This window comes from Geodermatophilus sp. SYSU D00879, assembly GCF_054050375.1.
The window spans coordinates 95234-113732 of record NZ_JBJGZF010000006.1 but is presented as its reverse complement, the minus strand read 5'-3'; the positions used below and the strand labels follow the sequence as shown (position 1 = coordinate 113732).

Annotated in this window: 16 protein-coding genes; 11 read left to right on the top strand and 5 right to left on the bottom strand. The window is 75.7% G+C overall.

All coding sequences use genetic code 11. The features are described from left to right. Positions 1-38: 38 nt before the first annotated feature. Entirely contained in the window at positions 39-1586 is a 1548-nt protein-coding gene (locus ACI79B_RS10345; RefSeq protein WP_456927229.1) for a DUF2252 domain-containing protein, read from the bottom strand. 113 nt (positions 1587-1699) lie between these two features. Here ACI79B_RS10345 and ACI79B_RS10340 point away from each other — a divergent pair, with 113 nt between their 5' ends. From ACI79B_RS10340 to ACI79B_RS10330, 3 genes are all read left to right on the top strand, one after another. After that, positions 1700-2272: an HdeD family acid-resistance protein gene (locus tag ACI79B_RS10340; protein ID WP_456927228.1), complete on the top strand. Its 573-nt coding sequence runs from the start codon at positions 1700-1702 to the stop codon at positions 2270-2272. Positions 2273-2353: 81 nt separating this feature from the next. Then, a complete protein-coding gene (locus ACI79B_RS10335) occupies positions 2354-2632 on the top strand; it encodes an SHOCT domain-containing protein (protein ID WP_456927227.1) in 279 nt (92 codons plus the stop codon). 45 nt (positions 2633-2677) lie between these two features. Beyond that, positions 2678-3193, top strand: coding sequence for a DUF1269 domain-containing protein (locus tag ACI79B_RS10330; protein ID WP_456927226.1), 516 nt, complete (start codon positions 2678-2680; stop codon positions 3191-3193). Between the two features lie 58 nt (positions 3194-3251). Here ACI79B_RS10330 and ACI79B_RS10325 read toward each other — a convergent pair whose 3' ends face one another. Continuing rightward, positions 3252-3743 carry a hypothetical protein gene (locus tag ACI79B_RS10325; RefSeq protein WP_456927225.1) on the bottom strand — a complete coding sequence of 164 codons (492 nt, stop codon included), beginning with the start codon at positions 3741-3743 and terminating at the stop codon, positions 3252-3254. A 145-nt stretch (positions 3744-3888) separates the two neighbouring features. Between ACI79B_RS10325 and ACI79B_RS10320 the strand changes: the two genes are divergently transcribed. From ACI79B_RS10320 to ACI79B_RS10305, 4 genes are all read left to right on the top strand, one after another. Further along, complete coding sequence (locus tag ACI79B_RS10320) at positions 3889-5586, top strand: alpha/beta hydrolase (RefSeq protein ID WP_456927224.1); 1698 nt, start codon at positions 3889-3891, stop codon at positions 5584-5586. Positions 5587-5603: 17 nt separating this feature from the next. Then, on the top strand, positions 5604-6314 hold the full coding sequence (locus ACI79B_RS10315; protein WP_456927223.1) for a CPBP family intramembrane glutamic endopeptidase: 711 nt from the start codon (positions 5604-5606) through the stop codon (positions 6312-6314). 73 nt (positions 6315-6387) lie between these two features. Then, entirely contained in the window at positions 6388-6627 is a 240-nt protein-coding gene (locus tag ACI79B_RS10310; protein WP_456927222.1) for a three-helix bundle dimerization domain-containing protein, read from the top strand. Further along, entirely contained in the window at positions 6593-8458 is a 1866-nt protein-coding gene (locus ACI79B_RS10305) for a SulP family inorganic anion transporter (protein WP_456927221.1), read from the top strand. Before ACI79B_RS10310 ends, ACI79B_RS10305 begins: the two co-directional genes overlap by 35 nt. Here the strand turns inward: ACI79B_RS10305 and ACI79B_RS10300 are convergent. Beyond that, positions 8434-9813: a diacylglycerol/lipid kinase family protein gene (locus ACI79B_RS10300; RefSeq protein WP_456927220.1), complete on the bottom strand. Its 1380-nt coding sequence runs from the start codon at positions 9811-9813 to the stop codon at positions 8434-8436. The genes ACI79B_RS10305 and ACI79B_RS10300 overlap by 25 nt on opposite strands. A 207-nt stretch (positions 9814-10020) precedes the next feature. Here ACI79B_RS10300 and ACI79B_RS10295 point away from each other — a divergent pair, with 207 nt between their 5' ends. Both ACI79B_RS10295 and serA read left to right on the top strand, forming a co-directional pair. Then, on the top strand, positions 10021-10761 hold the full coding sequence (locus tag ACI79B_RS10295) for an HpcH/HpaI aldolase family protein (RefSeq protein ID WP_456927219.1): 741 nt from the start codon (positions 10021-10023) through the stop codon (positions 10759-10761). Positions 10762-10839: 78 nt separating this feature from the next. Continuing rightward, complete coding sequence (gene serA, locus ACI79B_RS10290) at positions 10840-12048, top strand: phosphoglycerate dehydrogenase (RefSeq protein WP_456927218.1); 1209 nt, start codon at positions 10840-10842, stop codon at positions 12046-12048. Positions 12049-12107: 59 nt separating this feature from the next. Here serA and ACI79B_RS10285 read toward each other — a convergent pair whose 3' ends face one another. Further along, positions 12108-14381: an immune inhibitor A domain-containing protein gene (locus ACI79B_RS10285; protein WP_456927217.1), complete on the bottom strand. Its 2274-nt coding sequence runs from the start codon at positions 14379-14381 to the stop codon at positions 12108-12110. Between the two features lie 355 nt (positions 14382-14736). On the opposite strand from ACI79B_RS10285, the gene ACI79B_RS10280 reads away from it, so the two are divergent. After that, the gene (locus tag ACI79B_RS10280; protein ID WP_457000124.1) at positions 14737-15666 is read left to right on the top strand and encodes a sugar phosphate isomerase/epimerase family protein; all 930 of its coding nucleotides are present in this window, start codon (positions 14737-14739) and stop codon (positions 15664-15666) included. Here ACI79B_RS10280 and ACI79B_RS10275 read toward each other — a convergent pair. Next, on the bottom strand, positions 15660-17093 hold the full coding sequence (locus tag ACI79B_RS10275) for an MFS transporter (RefSeq protein WP_456927215.1): 1434 nt from the start codon (positions 17091-17093) through the stop codon (positions 15660-15662). The genes ACI79B_RS10280 and ACI79B_RS10275 overlap by 7 nt on opposite strands. 148 nt (positions 17094-17241) lie before the next feature. Here ACI79B_RS10275 and ACI79B_RS10270 point away from each other — a divergent pair, with 148 nt between their 5' ends. After that, on the top strand, positions 17242-18417 hold the full coding sequence (locus ACI79B_RS10270; protein ID WP_456927214.1) for a beta-propeller fold lactonase family protein: 1176 nt from the start codon (positions 17242-17244) through the stop codon (positions 18415-18417). The last annotated feature ends 82 nt before the right edge of the window (positions 18418-18499 follow it).

The following is an 18499-nucleotide window of genomic DNA, read 5'->3' as shown; positions in this document are numbered from 1 at the left end:
CGTCCGCGACGCGGATCACCCGGCCCGGGTGACCCGGGTCAGACGTCGCGCTGCACGGGCACCCGGCCCGCGGCGGCCGCGTCGGCCAGCTGGCGGTGGTCGCCCTCGGTGACGTCGGCGCACGCCTCCGCGTAGTCGGCGAGCGCGCGCTCGAACGCCGGCGACGAGCCCAGGTAGCCGGCGATCGCGATGCGGTCGCCGGTGCGGGCGTGCGCCCGGGCCAGGCACCAGGCGCACACCGCACCGTAGAGCTCGAGCCCCTCCGGGCGCAGGTCGCCGAGCTCGACCGACCCCTTCCAGTCCCGCAGCTGCCGGATGTAGAAGTCCCGGTCCACGCCGTCGACGCCGGCGGTCTGCTCCCAGCCGAGGAAGACGTCGCTGGCCTGCTGCATGAGGCGCTGGCCGGCCACCACCCGCTCGCCCTGGTGGGTGTAGCGGCTGGACCCGACGAACTCGGCGTGCACCGAGGGGCCGGCCTCCTTGACCTGCAGCAGCAGCGGGTCGTCGTCGTCGCGACCGACGAGCAGCACGACCCAGCAGCGGGTGCCCACGCTGCCCACCCCGACGACCTTGCGGGCCATGTCGACGAACGCGTACCGCTCCAGGAGGGTGCGGCGGTCCACCTGCAGCGAGCTCCGGTACTGCCGGATCAGGCCGTGGAAGGCGCCGGCCGGGTCCGGACCCTCCGCCCCGGGCACGAGGTCGCGCAGCGGCATCAGCAGCGGCGGCTCGGCCTTGATCCGCAGCCGGCCGTCGGCCACCTCGGTCAGCTTGCCGAACGCCTGCAGGCTGTCGCGGGTCCGCGCCTTCTCGAGGGCGCGGGTCAGCCGCTTGCGCCCGCCCGCCCCCAGCATCGGGGCGAGGTCGCGCTGCAGCGCGTCGGCGTCGAGGCTCGCGTACCAGACCTCGATGTCCCGCTGGCCGGCGAACTCCGCCATCGCCGTCCGGTAGCGCGCGCCGGCGGCGACGGTGACCGCCCGGCGCTGCTTGTGCGACAGGCCGTTCTCCCGGGCGGCGAGCTCCAGGCTGGCGACCAGCCGCTGGACGTCGTGCTCGAAGGGGCCCGGCAGGGTCTCGTCGAAGTCGTTGGTGTCGAACAGCAGCCGCCGCTCGGGCGAGCCGAACAGCCCGAAGTTGGCGGCGTGCGCGTCCCCGCACATCTGCACGGTCAGGCCCGAGCGGGACGCGCCGGCCTGGTCGGCCGCCATGACGCGGGCGGCGCCGCGGTAGTAGGCGAACGGGGACGCGAGCATCCGCCCGTAGCGGATTGGCACCAGCTCGGGCACCCGGTCCGCCGCCTGCTCCACGAGCAGGGTGAGCGGGTCGCGGGTGCGCGTGGCCCGCGGGGACTCGGCGAGCGCGTCGAGCGGGGCGCCGGCGCGCAGCGCCTTCCCCGCGGCCCGCCGCTGCTGCGGCGTGGGGCGCGGCGGCCGGCTGGCCCCGTGCGGGGGCCGGTCCTCGACGGCGACCGCCGTCCCGGTCAGCACCTCGTTCCCGTCGAGCACGGTGCCGCCGCCTCCGCGGCGCGCCTCCCGGGTCGGGGTCGTGGTCCGGGCCGTCCGGCGTGCGGCTGCGCCTGTGCTCATGGCCCGACGGTGCCGGGCCGGACCACGCGGTGGCCTCATCCGGCGGGGATGAGGCCGTCCCGGCCCCGGACGGCGACCCTCGGCGCCGGAACGCAGCCGGGAGGAGTACCGCGATGAGCACCGACCTGTCCCGTCCCTCCGTGACCGCCCCGCCCCGGCGCAGTGGCGCACGCGTGGTGGTCGGGCTGCTCGGCCTGGCCGTCGTGGTCCTCGGGGTCGTGCTGCTGGCCAACCCGGTCGCCGCCGCGCGCAGCCTCGCCCTGCTCGTCGGGCTCTCGTTCGTCGCCGGGGGGCTGCTGGAGATCGCCGTCGGGTGGGACTCCGGGCGCTCCCGCGGGGCCTCGGTGCTGCTCGGCGCCGTCCTCGTGGTCGGCGGCGTCCTGGCCGCGGTCTGGCCCGGCGTGACGCTCTGGACGCTGGTGCTGGTCACCGCGTTGTCGCTGCTCGTCCACGGCGCCGGCCGCATCGCCCTCGCCGTCGTCGGGAGGGACCGGGTCGACGGGCGGGGCTGGCTGGCCGCGCTCGGCGTCGTCGACGTCGTCGTCGGCGTGCTGGCCCTCACCTGGCCGGAGGCCACGGTCCTGGTGCTGTGCGTCCTGTTCGGCGTCCAGGTGCTGTTCCTCGGCCTGGCGCTGGTGGCCGTCGCCTTCCTGCGCCCCGCCGGCGGAGCGGCCGTCGGCCGGTGACCCGCAGGACAACCAGCCCTGCCCGCCCCGCACACGGGGGACGGGAACGAGAGGGACAGGACCGAGAGAACAGGAGCCGACATGCCAGGACTGCTCCGCGGCGTCGCGCGCACGGCCGTCGTCGCAGGCACGGCCAGTGCCGTGTCCGGCCGCGTCCGGCGGCGTCAGGCCAACCGGTGGGCGCAGCAGGACGCGGTCGCCGCGCCGCAGCCGCAGCCGGCGGCCGCGTCGGTGCCCCCGCCGCGCACCGACACCGACACCAAGCTCGCCCAGCTGCGCGAGCTGGGCCGGCTGCACGACTCGGGCGTCCTGGACGACGCCGAGTTCGCCCTCCAGAAGAGCCGGATCCTCGACTCCTGACACCCGGGCCGCCGGTCCGGTGCACCCATCCCGAGGAGGAAGTACATGGCCACCATGACCGTCTGGACGTTCCCCACCGCCGGCGGCGCCGAGCGGGCCCAGGCCACGCTCGCCGACCTGCAGCGCCGGGAGCTGATCCGGATCCACGACGCCGCGATCGTCACCTACCCCGAGGGGGCGCGGAAGCCGAAGACCCGTCAGCTGAACAACCTGGCCGGTGCCGGCGCCCTGGGCGGCGCGTTCTGGGGGATGCTGTTCGGCCTGATCTTCCTCGTCCCGCTGCTCGGCATGGCGGTCGGCGCGGCGATGGGTGCCCTCACCGGCAGCATGACCGACGTCGGCATCGACGACGCCTTCATCCGCCGGATGCGCGAGGAGATCCGGCCCGGGACCTCGGCGCTGTTCGTCCTCTCCTCGGACGCGGTCGTGGACCGGGTCCGGGAGGCGTTCGCGGGCCAGGAGATGACCCTGGTGGAGAGCAACCTCAGCAACGACCAGGAGGCCAAGCTGCGCGAGGTCTTCGCCGACACCGAGGCGCCGGCGCCCGCGACGACGGGCTGAGCGCTCCCCGGGACGGGGCCCGGCCGCACACCGCGGCCGGGTCCCGTCGCGTCCGCGGTCAGTGCACGAGCGCCTTCAGCGCGATGAGACCGGCGCCGACGAGGGCGACGAGCGTGCCCCTGACCAGCGCCCGGAAGGTGGACCCGCCGGCCAGCCGCACACCCCAGTAGCCGTAGAACCCGATCAGGCCCACCCCGGACCACTTGGCGACGGTGAACGCGGTGCCGGTCGTGAGCACGCCGAGCGCGGCGAGCAGGAAGAAGACGGCGGGGAACACCACGCCGAACCCGACCGCCGCGGCGTCCTCGGTCATGTGCACGACCTCGGGGCGGGTGACCCGCCGCCGCGCGCGGGTCTCGGTGCCCACCACGTCGCTGTAGACCTCGGCGAGGCCCACGGCCAGGGCGGTCCCCAGCAGCCACACGGCCATGACGCCGGGCGAGGGCGGGTGCTGCTCGACCGCGACGACCAGCGCCAGGCCGATGATCGAGCCGTACACGACCCGGCCGACCTGCCGGGAGCCCAGGTGCGCCTCGAGTCCGGCTCGCATGCGCCGCAGCGTGGGGGCCGCCCGCCGGGCCGCACATCGTCCGCCCGGTGCGATCCCGGCCGCGCGGGAGGCCCCTAGCGTCGGCGCCCCCCAGGTGCGCGCGGAGCCCGACATGACGACCGAACCGGCTGTCCGAGACGCCTCCGTGACGCCTGCCGTCCCCGCACCGCGCCCGGCCCCCGAGGAGGGGCCCCCGCGCCGGCCCGGCCGCCGGTGGCTGCGGTGGCTGCCGCGGTACCGGTGGAGCGGCCTGGCCGGGGCCGTGCTGCTCGGCTGCCTGTCGCTGACGCCGTCGCTGCTGCCGCGCGGCTGGCTCATCCAGGGCCTGGTCGCGGGCATCACCGCGGTGATCGGCTACGGGCTGGGGACCGGCCTCGCCTGGTTCGTCGCGGAGGCCACCGACCGCCGGATGTCCGCGCGGTTCCGGCGCCGCGCCTGGCAGGTGCTGGCCGTGGCCGGGACGGTGCTGGTCGTGGTCTCGCTGTGGCTCGGCGCGCGCTGGCAGCGCGAGGTCCACCTGCTCATGGGGCTCGACCCGCCGCGCGGGTACTCCTCCGCCGGCATCGTCGGCGTGGCGGTGCTGCTCTTCGTGGTCCTGGTCGCCCTGGGCCGGGGCGTCCGGTGGCTGGGCCGCGGGCTGGTGCGGCTGCTGGGCCGCGTCCTCCCGCGGCGCCTGGCCAGGCCGCTCGGTGTCGTGGCGGTCGGGGCGCTGGTGGTGTTCCTGGTCAACGGCGTGCTGTTCCAGGGGCTGGTCGAGGCCGCGAACTCCGCGTTCAGCGTGCAGGACGACGAGACGGGGGAGGGCGCCGTCCGGCCCACCGGCGCCGAGCGCTCCGGGGGGCCGGGCTCGCTGCTGCGGTGGGAGGAGCTCGGCCGGCAGGGGCGGATCTTCGTGGGGTCCGGCCCGACGCCGGAGGACCTCGCCGCGTTCTCGGGGCGGCCGGCCCTCCCGCCGGTGCGCGTGTACGCCGGGCTGGCGTCGGCCGAGGACGTCGAGGAGCGCGCGGACCTCGCCGTCCGGGACCTGGAACGGGCCGGCGGCTTCGACCGGGCGGTGCTCGCCGTGGTCACCACCACCGGGACCGGCTGGGTCGACCCCGCGGCCGGCGCGGCGCTGGAGCACGTGTTCAACGGGGACACCGCGATGGTGTCCATGCAGTACTCCTACCTGCCGAGCTGGCTGTCCTTCCTCGTCGACCAGGCCAAGGCGCGGGACGCCGGGCGGGCGCTGTTCGACGCGGTGTACGGCACCTGGTCCCGGCTGCCGGTGGCCGAGCGGCCGGACCTGCTGGTGCTCGGCGAGAGCCTCGGCAGCTTCGGCGGAGAGGCCGCGTTCAGCGGCCTGGCCGACATCCAGAACCGGGCCGCCGGGGTGGTCTGGGCCGGGCCGCCGAACTTCAACGCGCTGTGGCGGGACCTGGTCGCCGACCGGGACGAGGGGTCGCCGGAGTGGCGCCCGGTGCTCGACGGCGGGCGGACCGCACGGTTCGCCGACGAGCCCGCCGACCTGGCCGCGCCGCCCGCGCCGTGGGGGGACTCCCGGATCGTCTACCTGCAGAACGCCTCGGACCCCATCGTCTGGTGGTCCCCGCAGCTGCTGCTGACCCGGCCGAGCTGGCTGGAGGGGCCGCGGGCGCCGGACGTGTCGGAGGCCATGACGTGGCTGCCCTTCGTCACCTTCTGGCAGGTGACCGCCGACATGGCGTTCTCGACCGGGGCCCCGGACGGGCACGGCCACCGGTACACGGCCGACTACGCCGACGCCTGGGCCGCGGTCGCGCAGCCGCCCGGGTGGACCGACGCCGACACCGCGCGGCTGCGGCCGCTGCTCGCCCGGTACTGACCGGCCGGCGCGGGTCCGTGACGGCGTCCGCCCGCGACCGGCTGCGCAGCGGGACCGTCGTCGCGGTGGTCGCCCTGCTGGCCGTGGCCGGCCCGCTCCTGCGGCCGCCGTGGTGGGTGCGCGGCCTCACCGGCGCCGCCCTGCTCGCGGGGGCGCGGCTGTCCGGGCTCGGCTGGCCGGAGCTCGGCCTGGGCCGCGACCGGCTGGCGGCGGGCTGCAGGTGGGCGCTCGGGGCGGTGGGCGTCGTCGGCGCCGTCTACCTCGTGGGCGTCCTGGTCCCACCGATCCGGCCGGCGTTCCTGGACGAGCGCTACGACCTCCCGCTGCCCGGCCTGCTGGCGAAGGTGCTCCTCAGCATCCCGCTGGGCACGGTGGTCCTCGAGGAGGTCGCGTTCCGCTCGGTGCTCTGGGCGGCGCTGGCCCGGCACTGCCGGCCGTGGCAGGTGCTGGTCACCACCGCGGCGCTGTTCGGCCTGTGGCACGTCCCGACCGTGCTGGCCGCCGAGGGCGGCGACCGCGGCCTCCCCGCCGGCGTGGTGGTGGGCACCGTCGCGGTGACCACCGCGGGCGGCCTGGTGTTCGGCGAGCTGCGCCGGCGCAGCGGCAGCGTCGTCGCCGCGGCCGGCGCGCACTGGGCGACCAACGCGCTCGGCGTCCTCACCGGGCCCCTCGCGCGGCGGCTGGACGCCGCGGCAGGCGGGGGCCCGGGCCTCGTCCTCGGCGGGTGAGGCCCGGGACCGCTCCGTGCCGGGACCGTGGCACGGTCCCGGCACATCCGTCCCCGGGGCGAGGAGGCACGAGATGAGCGTGGTCGCCGAGCCGCTCTCGGCGGACGACGGCGCCGTTCCCGGCGCGGACGCGGTCCTCGGCCCGCTCGTCGCCCGGCTGTCGCAGGAGTACGGCGCCGATCCCGTCGAGGTCCGGGCGCGGGCGGTGGCCGCGTTCGCGGCGTTCGCCGGGGCCCGGGTGCAGGCCTTCGTCCCGATCCTGGTGGAGAAGCGGCTCCGTGAGCGCTACCGCGTCCGGCGGACGGCCGGCTGACCCGGCCGGCTCCCGCCGGACGGGGAGGGCCGGGACGCCGGTCCCGCCCGGGCTCCGGGCGCTGCGCGGCTACCGCCGGGCCTGGCTGCCCCGCGACGTCGCCGCCGGGGTGGTGCTGACCACGCTGCTCGTGCCGCAGGGCATGGCCTACGCCGAGCTGGCGGGGCTGCCGGCGATCACCGGCCTGTACACGACCATCACCTGCCTGCTGGCGTACGCCGTGTTCGGCCCGTCCCGCATCCTGGTCCTCGGGCCCGACTCCTCGCTCGGCCCGATGATCGCGGCGACCGTCCTCCCGCTGGTGGTCGCGGGCGGGGACCCGGAGCGGGCGGTCGCGCTGGCGTCGGTGCTCGCCCTGATGGTCGGGGTGGTGATGGTCGTGGCCGGCTGGACCGGCCTCGGCTTCGTCGCCGACCTGCTGTCGAAGCCGACCATGATCGGCTACATGAACGGGCTGGCCCTGACCATCCTGGTCGGCCAGCTGCCCAAGCTGCTCGGGTTCTCGGTGGACGCCGACGGCGTCGTCGGCGAGGCGGCCGGCTTCGTGGAGGGCGTGGCGCAGGGGCAGGCGGTGCCGGCCGCGGCGGCGGTCGGGCTGGGCGGGGTCGTGCTGGTCCTCGTGCTGCAGCGGTGGTGGCCCAAGGTGCCGGCCGTGCTGGTCATGGTCGTGCTGGCCATCGCCGCCAGCGCGGCGTTCGACCTCGGGGAGCGCGGGGTCGACCTGGTCGGGGAGCTGCCGCAGGGTTTCCCGCCGCTGACGATCCCGTCGGTCGGCTGGTCCGACCTCGGCGTGCTCATCGCCGGCGCGCTGGCGATCGCGCTGGTCTCCCTGGCCGACACCATCTCGACGGCGTCGTCGTTCGCGCAGCGCACCGGCCAGGAGGTGCACGGCGGGCAGGAGATGGTCGGCATCGGGACGGCGAACCTGGCCGCCGGGCTGTTCCAGGGCTTCCCCGTGAGCACCAGCGCCTCGCGCACCGCCGTCGCCGAGCGGGCCGGCGCCCGCACCCAGCTGACCGGCGTCACCGGCGCCGCGCTGGTGCTCGTCATGATCGTCTTCCTGCCCGGCCTCTTCCGCGACCTGCCGCAGGCGGCGCTGGCGGCGGTCGTCATCACCGCGTCCCTGTCGCTGGCCGACCTGCCGGGCACCGTCCGGCTGTGGCGCCAGCGCCGCGTCGAGTTCACCCTCTCGCTGGTCGCCTTCGCCGGCGTGGCGCTGCTCGGGGTGCTGCCCGGCATCGCGGTCGCCGTCGGCCTGTCGATCCTCAACGTGTTCCGCCGGGCCTGGCACCCCTACGAGACCGAGCTGGGCCGGGTCGCCGGCCTGCCCGGCTACCACGACGTGCACTCCTACCCGGAGGCCGGCCGGCTCCCGGGCCTGGTCATCTACCGGTTCGACGCGCCGCTGTTCTTCGCCAACGCCAAGACCTTCCGGGACGAGGTGACCGCGCTGGCCCGCTCCGAGCCCGCGCCCCGGTGGGTCGTCGTCGCGGCCGAGCCGGTCACCGACGTCGACACCACCGCCGCGGACGTGCTGTTCGAGCTGGACCGGACGCTCGCCGGCCGCGGGCAGAGCCTGGTGTTCGCCGAGCTCAAGGACCCGGTGCGCCGCAAGATCGAGCGCTACGGCCTCGCCCGCGAGATCGGCGCGCGGGACTTCTTCCCGACGATCGGGGCCGCGGTCCGGGCCTTCCAGCAGGAGACCGGCGCCGACTGGCCGGACGCCGGCCCGCCCGACGCCTCCCCGCCGTCGCGCGTCCCCGGCCCGCGGGACGCGCCGCCGGACGCGGGCCGCGGCAGCGGCGCTCAGCCGTCCGTGCCGGGTGCCTGAGGGGCCCGGTCCGCGCCGACCGGTGCCGGCCGGGCCGGGGGAGCGGCCGGCTCCACCCGGGGCGGCCGGCCCCGGGCCAGGGACCACAGCGACGACCACTGCACGCGGGCCCGCGGCGCGCGGACGCCGGGGCGGTCCCGCGGCAACCGGACCCGCAGCACCCCCGGGCGGACCGTGCACCGCACCGGCGTGGCCAGCCGCACCGTCTCGCCGTCGATGCCGACGGGGACCTCGGGCACGTCGGCGGTGACCAGCACCTCCCGCGCCTCCGTCGTCCGGATGCCCCGCTGGTGGGCGCCGCGCAGCAGCTCGACGGCCTGCCGCGCGCTGTCGACCCGGATCGCGATCACGCCGAGCACGCCGCGGTCCAGGCGGGACCGGCGGCCGATCCCGGCGAGGTCGGACTCGTCGTAGGAGCCGTTGCTGACCAGCACCGCCTGGGGCCCGTCGACCACCAGCGACCCCGCCTCGGCGCGCAGCTGCGCCCCGCGCCGCCGGCTGAGGAGGTCGGGCAGCGCCGCGAGGGTGGTGCCGGCCTTGTCCTCCCGGTACCCGGGGTCCTCGACGATCTCGGCGTACGCGCCGAAGGACGCGTTGTTCACGAACGGCCGCCCGTTGACCGCGCCCAGGTCGATCCGCGCCTCCACGCCGTCGCGCAGCGCGTCGAGGCAGCGGGACGGGTCCTCCCGGTCCAGGCCGAGGTCGAGCGCGAAGTGGTTGCGGGTGCCGGCGCTGATCACGAGGAACGGCACGCCGTGCTCGGCGGCGACGTCGGCCACCAGCGCCTGCGTGCCGTCGCCACCGGCCACGCCCAGCAGGTCCGCGCCGCGGGCGAGCGCGTCGCGGGCGAGCTGCTGCACGTCGGTCCCCGGCCGGTCCAGCAGCGCCACCTCCGCGCCGAGCTCCTCCGCCCGCTCCCGCAGCGCGAACCGGCCGACCTTGCCGCCCCCGGACCGCGGGTTCATCACGAGGAACGGGTGGCGGGGCGGCGGCACCTCGGTGACCGGCAGCGCCCACGCCGAGGGGTCCGGCCGCAGCGCGGCGCGCGCGGTGCCCAGCGCGGCGGCCCAGAGCAGCGCGGCCAGGACGGCGGACAGCACCAGGTCCTCGACGAGGAAGACGACGACGAGCGCGAGCGGGGCCGCCACCACCAGCGCGAGGGCGAACCAGCGCTTGACCCGGCCGTGGCGCAGGAACCAGAAGACCCCGGCGACGACGGCGACGGCGGTCCCCACCACGAGTGCCATCAGCCACAGGCCGCGTCCGTTGGCGGACTCCAGCAGCACGAGCAGGGCGGCGGCGGCCAGCGCCAGCGCGCCACGGGCCTCCCACCGTCGGGTCCGCGAGGTCTCCACGGCGCACCTCCTCCGGCCGGCGTGGGGGCATGCTGCCCGGCGCGGGGCGGTCCGGGCTCACCCTCCGGGGACGGTTCCCCGGCCAGGGGTGGCGCCGCGAGCCCGGTGTACCGAAACTGGAACGGCCCCGCCGGGCCGGCGACGGAGGGCCTCCGGTCCGTGGCGCGCCGGCCCGGCGGCGGTCTGCGGGGGGAAGGACGGGGTGGCGTGGCGGCGAGCGCGGCGGACCTGCGGCGGCGGTGGGCGGCGGGGGAGCCCGCGCACGGGCTGTGGAGCCTGCTGCCCGGCGCGGTCACCGGCGAGCTGCTGGCGCGCACCGGCGCCGACCACGTCGTCGTGGACCTGCAGCACGGCGCCACCGCCGAGGCCGACCTGCCGGGGACCGCGGCGGCGATCGCCGCCGCGGGCGCGGTGCCGCTGGTCCGGACCCGCAGCCCCGCCTTCGCCGACGTCGGCCGCCCGCTCGACCTCGGCGCCCGCGGCGTGATCGTGCCGAACGTCCGCGACGCCGCGCACGCCCGCGAGGTGGTGGCCGCCACCCGCTACGCGCCGGCCGGGACCCGGTCGATCGGGCGGCTGTCGGGCGGAGCCGACGAGCCCCTGGTCGTGCTCATGGTGGAGACGGCCACCGCGCTCGAGGACCTCGACGCCCTGCTCGCCGTCGAGGGGCTGGACGGCGTGTACGTCGGCCCCGGCGACCTGTCCCTGTCGCTCGGCCTGACGGGGGAGGAGCACCGTGCGGAGCTGCGCGGCGTGCTGTCCTCGGTCGTGGCGCGGGCGGTCGCCGCGGGCGTCCCCGTGGGCGTGCACGCCTACAGCGGGCAGGAGGCCGCGGGGTTCGCCGCCGAGGGCGCCACGATCGTCACGGTCGCCGTCGACGCCGCCGTGCTCGGCGAGGCGGCGGCGGGCCACCTCGGGGCCGCCCGCCGGGGGGCCGACCCCCGCTGACCGGGCCGTCCCCGCCGCGACGGGATACTCGTCCCGGCGGGGTCCGGCGGGCGGTCCCCGGTCGAGGAGGTCCCCGGAGTGCCCAGAGCCCTGCTGCTGGAGAACATCGACCCGGTGGCAGCCGACCTGCTGCGGGAGGCCGGCTACCAGGTGGAGTCCCTCCGGGGAGCGCTGGACGAGGCCGACCTGGTCGACGCGCTGGACGGCGTCGACCTGCTCGGGATCCGGTCCAAGACCCAGGTGACCGCCGAGGTCGTGCGCGCCCGGCCCGGCCTCGCGGCGGTCGGCGCCTTCTGCATCGGCACCAACCAGATCGACCTCGCGGCGGCCGCGACCGCGGGGATCGCGGTGTTCAACGCGCCGTACTCCAACACCCGCAGCGTGGTGGAGATGGCGATCGCGGAGATCGTCATCCTGGCGCGCCGGCTGGTCGACCGGGACCGCGCGCTGCACGCCGGCACCTGGGACAAGTCGGCCGCCGGCAGCCACGAGATCCGCGGCCGCACGCTCGGCATCGTCGGCTACGGCAACATCGGCAGCCAGCTGTCGGTGCTCGCCGAGGCGCTGGGCATGCGGGTGCTGTTCTACGACCTCGAGGACAAGCTGGCGCTCGGCAACGCGGAGCGCTGCGACAGCCTGGAGGAGCTGCTCGAGCGGGCGGAGACGGTGACGCTGCACGTCGACGGGCGGGCCGGCAACGCCGGGCTGTTCGGCGCCGAGCAGTTCGCCCGGATGCGCCGGCGCAGCCTGTTCCTCAACCTCTCCCGCGGGTTCGTCGTCGACCACGAGGCGCTGCGCGAGCACGTCCTGTCCGGCCACATCGCCGGGGCCGCGGTCGACGTGTTCCCCGAGGAGCCGCGCGAGCAGGGCGACCCGTTCGACTCGGTGCTGCGCGGCCTGCCCAACGTCATCCTCACGCCGCACGTCGGCGGGTCGACGCAGGAGGCGCAGCACGACATCGGGCGGTTCGTCGCCGGCAAGCTCGTCGACTACACGACCACGGGGACGACGACGCTGAGCGTCAACCTGCCGACCGTGGCCCTGCACGGGTCGTCGGCGGCCCGGTTCGCGCTGCTGCACCGCAACGTGCCCGGGGTCCTCGCCCGCGTCGACGCGCTGGTCGGCGAGCACGGCCTCAACGTCGACGGCCAGGTGCTGGCCACCCGCGGCGAGCTCGGGTACGCGGTCACCGACGTGAGCGCCGAGCTGCCGGCGGACCTGCTGGCCGCGCTGCGCGCCCTGCCGGAGACCGTCCGGCTCACCACCGTGGGACGCCGGCCCCGCTGAGCCCCGTGGACGCGGAACGGCCCCCCGGCTGAGCCGGGGGGCCGTCCTCGTGCGGCAGGTCAGCCGTTGACGCGGACCTGCATGAACCCGTTGTGAGCGCTGGTGCTCACCACGGTGATGCGGGTGCCGGTCTCCGGCACGTCCACGCCGGTCCAGCCGTTGGCGTCGGGCTGATCACCCGGGGCCACGTACCAGTCCTGCGTGTCGTCGAAGGTCGGCACGGCGGGCAGCCCGCCGTAGGTGCCGGCGATGCCGGTGTCCGGGTCGTGCAGCGTGATCCGGTCCGTCGTCTGCCGCCCGAAGGTGGAGTCGTAGGACTGGATGCGCGGCCGGAACGACTCGCCGTCGGTGCGGTCCGTGCCCTCGTCGTCGGTCGGCTCGTAGAGCAGGCCCGGGTGGGCGTCGACCGGCAGGATCAGCCCGGCACCCGGGTGGGCGCCGACGTTGTTGTCCGCGTACTGGGTGTTCCAGTAGCTGATCAGCAGGCCGTCCTGGTACGGCAGCCGCTCGGCCCAGTCCGGGCGCGCCGGGTCCCCGAAGTTGTACGGGCCGGTCTGCAGGCCGGCGTCGTAGCCGGTGTAGGCGCGGTTCTCGGCGATGTAGGCGTTGAAGAACGACTGCGTCGCCGAGCCCGTGGTGGTGGTGAACCCGTCCAGGGTCCAGGCCGTCACCGGGGTGCCGTCGATGGCCACGGCGTCGACCAGGAAGCCGGGCTCGGTGGCGGCGCCGTCGGTCCAGTAGCGGAAGCCCACCTGGGCGCCCGCCGGGACGCCGGTCAGGTCCGCCGACAGGTCGACCCACTCGCCGTCGGTGCTGCCGGTGATGCCCTGGCCGAAGTTCTGGCCGTTGGGGTCGGTCGCCGTCGACAGGTTCGTCGGCAGCGGGGTGAAGGACTTCCCACCGTCGGTGGTGTAGACGGCGTAGGCGTAGTCCCAGTCCTGCTCGATCTGGTAGCTCACCTTGGCGGTGAGCGTCCCCGCGACGGCGGGCAGCGTGGTCAGCATCGAGTGGTCCAGGTCGTCACCCTGGCCCGAGTACCAGAAGTCGGAGCCCTCGAACGGGGCGCCGACGGTCGTGGTGACCTCGCGGTTCGGCAGCAGCACGATCAGCGCCTGCGCCTGCTTGGTGGTGGCGGTCGACGGGCCGAGGCGGGTGTCGGCCCGGGCGCCCGGCGCCACGACCTCGTAGTCCAGCCAGCCCAACTGGAACTTCTCCCACGCGCCCATGTGGATCGGCTTGGTGCCGATGCCGTCGGCCGGCTGGCCGCTGTTGCCGTAGGAGCCGGAGGACATGAGCGTCCAGAAGGCGGTGCTGTTCTCGGCGCCGCCGCTGTTGCCGGAGGTGTCGTAGAGGTCCGGCAGGCCGAGGTCGTGGCCGAACTCGTGGGCGAAGACGCCGACGCCGCCGTTCTCCGGCTCGACGGTGTAGTCGCCGATCCAGTACTTCGACTCGCCGACCCGCGTGCCGCCGAGCGGGTTCACCGCGCCGTCGACGGTCGGGCCGCCGGCGCCGATGCGGGTGCTCTGGTTGTACCAGCGGTGCGACCAGATGGCGTCCTCGCCGAGGGCGCCGCCGCCGACCTCCTCGCCCATGCCGGAGTGCACGGCCTGGAAGTGGTCGATGTAGCCGTCGGCCTCGTCGAAGTCGCCGTCGCCGTCGTGGTCGTAGCGGTCCCAGACGTCGAACTGCGAGAGGTACTCGTCGATGTCCTCGGTGGTCCTGCCCGAGGCCAGCTGGTCGGCGTACCAGGTGTTGACGGTCTCGTTGACGAACTCCCACGGGCGCCGGCCGTCGTCGCCCTCGCCGTAGTAGGCGGCGGGGTGGTCGTCGAGCGTGACCCAGTCCTCGACCTGACCGGTGACGGTGTAGCGGCCCGAGGACAGCTCCTCGTAGAAGTTCGCGACCGAGTTGACCCCGTCCGCGGAGCTGTAGAGCAGCTGGTCGAAGTAGGGCTGGGAGAAGTCCTCGGCCCAGATCGTGGTGTTGTCCTCGCTCCGGTCGGGCTCGGGGATCTGGTTGTGCGGCAGGGTCTCGAACTCGCCGAGCACGGTCCAGATGGCGTCGCTGTCCTCCTGGGCCAGCTCGACGTACTGGCCCTTGGCGACCTCGACGACCTTGTTGTCGCCGGTCGGCGTGGCCTGGCCGGAGACGACCTGCTCGAGGGCCTCCTGGCGCAGCTCGCGCTGCTTGTCACCCAGCGGGTTGGGCAGGTCGTGCGCCCGGGCGGGGGCCGCGCCGGGGTCCTCCTGTGGTGGTGCCGCGTTCGCGGTCGTGGGCAGGGCGACCGCGACCAGCGCGGCACCCACGACCAGGGGAAGAGCTCTCTTCTTCAAGGACCGTCTCCCATGTCGGACGAGGACTGCCGACCACCGGTGGGGAACCACCGGCGATCACTCTCTGGCAGCCCGCGAAGACGTTAGGTAGCAGGAGTAACTATGTCGACAATTCGTGACCAGATAGTGACGAACGAGACTGCTCAGTCCGTGCGACACGCCCTTGACCTGCGGTGATGGGCGCGCTACGGCGTGTCGCCCGTTGCGCTCAGTGTTGCGCCAACTTCCGCTTTGCGAAGAGCGCAAGTCTCGCTAGGTTGTGGCGCACGGCACAGACCACCTCGGATCGCCGGGCCCGTCCGGGCGCTCCTGAGTGCGACGTGCGCCGTCACTCCCGAGAGGACCGATCGACCCAGTGAGAGACCTGCGACACCTGACGCGAGCCGTGCTGTTGGCCGCCCTGTCCGCACTCCTGTTCGTGGGCCTCGTCGGCCCGGCGAACGCCGCCCCCTCCACCCAGTCCCCGGGGAGTTCCTCCGACTGCGCCGGGCGCGGCGTCCCGGCGAGCAAGATCTCGATCCAGCTCTGGACGTTCGCCGAGTACATCGGCTTCGGGTCCGACGCGGCCACCGTGGAGCGCCTCGAGCACGTCCTCGGTGAGCTCAGTGAGATGGGCTACCGCAACGTCGAGCCGTTCACCCTGAACGGCCTGAGTGCCGAGCAGTACCGCGACCTGCTCCACGAGTACGGCCTCAAGGCCTCGGCCCGGCACGTCGACGTCGGCACGCCGGCGAACCCCTCCGACATCGAGCAGATCCTCGAGGAGAACCGGGTCCTCGGCATCAAGTACTTCGGGTCGGGCGGCACCCCGCGCCTCACGACCGAGGCCCAGTGGATCGCCTACGCCCAGTACCTGGACACGGTGGGCGAGCAGGCCCGCAAGGCCGGCCAGACGCTGATGGTGCACAACCACAACTGGGAGTTCGAGACCGTCTTCGGCGACCGGACCGCCTACGACATCCTGATGACGTACACCGACCCGCGGAACGTCGTCTTCCAGCTCGACCTGTACTGGGCGACCTTCGCAGGCGCCGACCCGGTCGAGCTGATCGAGCAGTACGGCAACCGGATCCAGCTGTTCCACGTCAAGGACATGCGGGCATCCGACCGTCGCATCGAGATCGTGGGGCGCGGCACCATCGAGTTCCCGGAGATCTTCGCCGCCGGCGGCGGGAGCACGAAGTACTTCGTCGTCGAGCACGACCCGCGCTTCGGCGACCCGACGTTCAACCCGTTCCAGGCCGCGCAGGAGGGCTTCGCCTACCTCGCCTGTGTGACCTACTGACGCACGGCATCTGACGCTCGACGAGGGGCGGTCCCGGACTCCCGGGGCCGCCCCTCCGCGCGTCCCGGCGCCAGCCAGGAGACGACGGCGGTCGTCCCGCACACCGCCAGCCCGACGACCGCGACGGCCACGTACCCGCTGTCGCCCGGTGCGGCGCCGGGGCCGGGCGTCGCCGCGCCGAGCAGGGTGGCGGTCAGTGCGCTGCCGAGCGCGAAGCCGACGTAGCGCAGGACCTGGTTGAGGCTCGTGGCGCTGCCGGTCTCCGACGCCGGCACCGCGGCGACCACGAGCGCGGGGAACGCCGCGAACGACGCGCCCACCCCGAGCCCGGCGACGGCCGTGACGGCGAACAGCTGCCACAGGTCGGTGCGGGTCAGCCCGAACAGCACGAACGCGCCGGCCTGCACGAGCGCGGCGACCGGGAGCACCAGGTGCTGCCGCCCGCGGTCGGCCAGCACCCGGGCGAGCCTGCCCCCGAGCACGCTGGCCGCCGAGAACGGCAGCAGCACCAGCCCGGCCACGAGCAGCGAGGCGCCGAAGCCCGGGCCGGGGGAGGCCGGCGTCTGGGCGAGGACGGGCACCGAGGACAGCAGCAGGTAGTTGGACAGGCCGACCAGCAGCGCCGCGACGTGGGCGGTGAGCGCGAGCCGCCCGCGGGCCAGCCGCAGGTCGACCAGCGGCGCCGGAGTCCGCGCCTCCCAGACCGCCCAGCAGGCCAGTGCCGCGACCGCGCCGCCGGCCGGCAGCCACGACGCCGGGGAGGTCCAGCCCTCCGTCTCGGCCTCGCCGAGCGCGACGAGCAGCCCGGCCAGTCCGGCGCCCAGCAGGAGCGCGCCGACGACGTCGAGCGGCCGCCGCGTCGTGGTCGCGGCCGACGGGAGGACCGCGGCCGCGGCCAGCAGCGCGGCGAGGCTGACCGCGGCGCCGGCCCAGAAGGCGGCGTGCACCCCGCCGAGCTCGGCCACCAGCCCGGCCAGCGGGTAGCCGAGGCCCACGCCGGCGACGACGGTGAGCGACAGCGCGGCGATCGTCGAGCGGGACCGCTCGCCGGTGAGTGCCTCGCGGGCGGTGGCGATGGCGAGCGGCGTCAGCCCGAGCCCGAGGCCCTGCAGCGCGCGGCCGGCGACCAGCCACCCCAGGCCGAGGGGGAGGGCCGCCAGCACCCCGCCGGCGGTCACCACGCCCAGCACGGCGAGGACGACGCGGCGCCGGTGCGGCCCGTCGCCGAGCCGGCCCACCACGGGCGTGGCCACCGCGCCGACCAGCAGCGTGGCGGTCAGCGACCACTGGGCGTCGGGCAGGTCGGCGTCCATCGTGGCGGCGATCGCGGGGACCAGCGGCGCGCCCAGGCTGCTGATGACGGCGACGACCGTCCCCACGAAGACCAGGACGGGCACCAGGGCGCGCGGCGGGCGGGGCGGCGTCATGACCTCCAGGGTCCCAGGTGGTTGCTCTCCGCAACGGATGATGCCGGTCGCGCTGCCGGCGCCGGCCCCCCTTGTCCCGGGCCGGGCGGGCCCCGACGATCCATTCCCTGCGACACGCACACCTGGACGGTCGGCGGGGCGATGAGCCATGGACCTGCACCACACGGTCACCCACGGGAAGCACTACCGGCGGCGGTCCCGCCGGCGAGGGGTCGCGCTGGGCCTCGGGGCGGTGGTCCTCGCCGCGGTCGTGGTCGGCGCGCTCCTGTGGTCCGGGGGCTCCGGGTCCCCCGAGCCGCAGGCGGGGGCGGCCGCGACCTCGGCCGGCGGGCACGCGCACGACGGGGACGACGGCGCGCCGTCGTCGGGTGCCCCTGCGTCGTCCGGGGCGTCCGCGCCGGCGGCGAGCGCCGCCGAGCCCGGGGTCGGCCCGGCGGTCCGGGTGGGTTCGTCGCCGCACCACCTCGCGGTCACCCCTGACGGACGCGCCGCCTACGTCGCCGACCCTGCCGCCGGTGCCGTCCTCCGCATCGACCCCGCCACCGCCGAGGTGACGGCGACCATCCCGGTGCCGCAGGCGCCGCCGCAGATGGTCACCACGTCCCCGGACGGGACGCGCGTCTTCGTGTCCGCCTACGACGAGGAGTTCTCCGCCGACGTCGTGGTCACCATCGACACCGCCACCGACACGGTGATCAGCGCCGTGCCGGTGGGTCGCGGCCCGTACGCCATGGCCACCGACCCCGACGGCCGGCTGCTCTACGTGTCCTACTACGACGAGGGGCACCTCGACGTCTTCGACGCCGCCACCGGGGCACTCGTGGACCGGGTCGACGTCGCGCGGTCCCCGCACGGGGTCGCCGTCGCGCCCGACCGCGGGGCCGTCTACGTCACCAGCCACTTCGCCGACGTCGTGACCGCGCTGTCCCTCGGGGACCACCGGGTCCTGGCCACCATCCCCGTCGGCGACGGGCCGCACGGCCTGGAGACCTCGCCGGACGGGACGCGGATCGCGGTGGTCGGCTACATCAGCGACGACGTCACGATCATCGACGCGGCGACGGACGCCGTGGTGGCCACCGTGCCCGGCGTGGGCGTGGGGCCCCAGGACGTCACCTGGGCCCCGGACGGCCGCCACCTCTACACCGCCAACGTGGAGGACGGCACCGTGGCGGTGGTCGACGCCGCCACCGGCGCCGTCACCGCGCGGATCCGCACCGGGGCCGACCCGACGAGCGTCACGGTGACCCCGGACGGGCGCCGGCTGCTCGTCACCAACTCCGGCGACGGCACGGTCCGCGTCCTCGACGTCGCCGGCGCCTGACCGCGCCCGGCACCGGCGGCGGCGGGCGGAACCGGACAGTGCCGTATCACCGGCAGGTCACGGTCCCTGCCCGGCCGGAGCC

Bases quoted from the DNA above. Each gene is read 5' to 3' on its own strand.
- ACI79B_RS10270 (WP_456927214.1), top strand. From the start codon at position 17,242: ATGGACCTGCACCACACGGTCACCCACGGGAAGCACTACCGGCGGCGG.
- ACI79B_RS10335 (WP_456927227.1), top strand. From the start codon at position 2,354: ATGCCAGGACTGCTCCGCGGCGTCGCGCGCACGGCCGTCGTCGCAGGC.
- ACI79B_RS10340 (WP_456927228.1), top strand. From the start codon at position 1,700: ATGAGCACCGACCTGTCCCGTCCCTCCGTGACCGCCCCGCCCCGGCGC.
- ACI79B_RS10330 (WP_456927226.1), top strand. From the start codon at position 2,678: ATGGCCACCATGACCGTCTGGACGTTCCCCACCGCCGGCGGCGCCGAG.
- ACI79B_RS10275 (WP_456927215.1), bottom strand. From the start codon at position 17,093: ATGACGCCGCCCCGCCCGCCGCGCGCCCTGGTGCCCGTCCTGGTCTTC.
- ACI79B_RS10310 (WP_456927222.1), top strand. From the start codon at position 6,388: ATGAGCGTGGTCGCCGAGCCGCTCTCGGCGGACGACGGCGCCGTTCCC.
- ACI79B_RS10325 (WP_456927225.1), bottom strand. From the start codon at position 3,743: ATGCGAGCCGGACTCGAGGCGCACCTGGGCTCCCGGCAGGTCGGCCGG.
- ACI79B_RS10345 (WP_456927229.1), bottom strand. From the start codon at position 1,586: ATGAGCACAGGCGCAGCCGCACGCCGGACGGCCCGGACCACGACCCCG.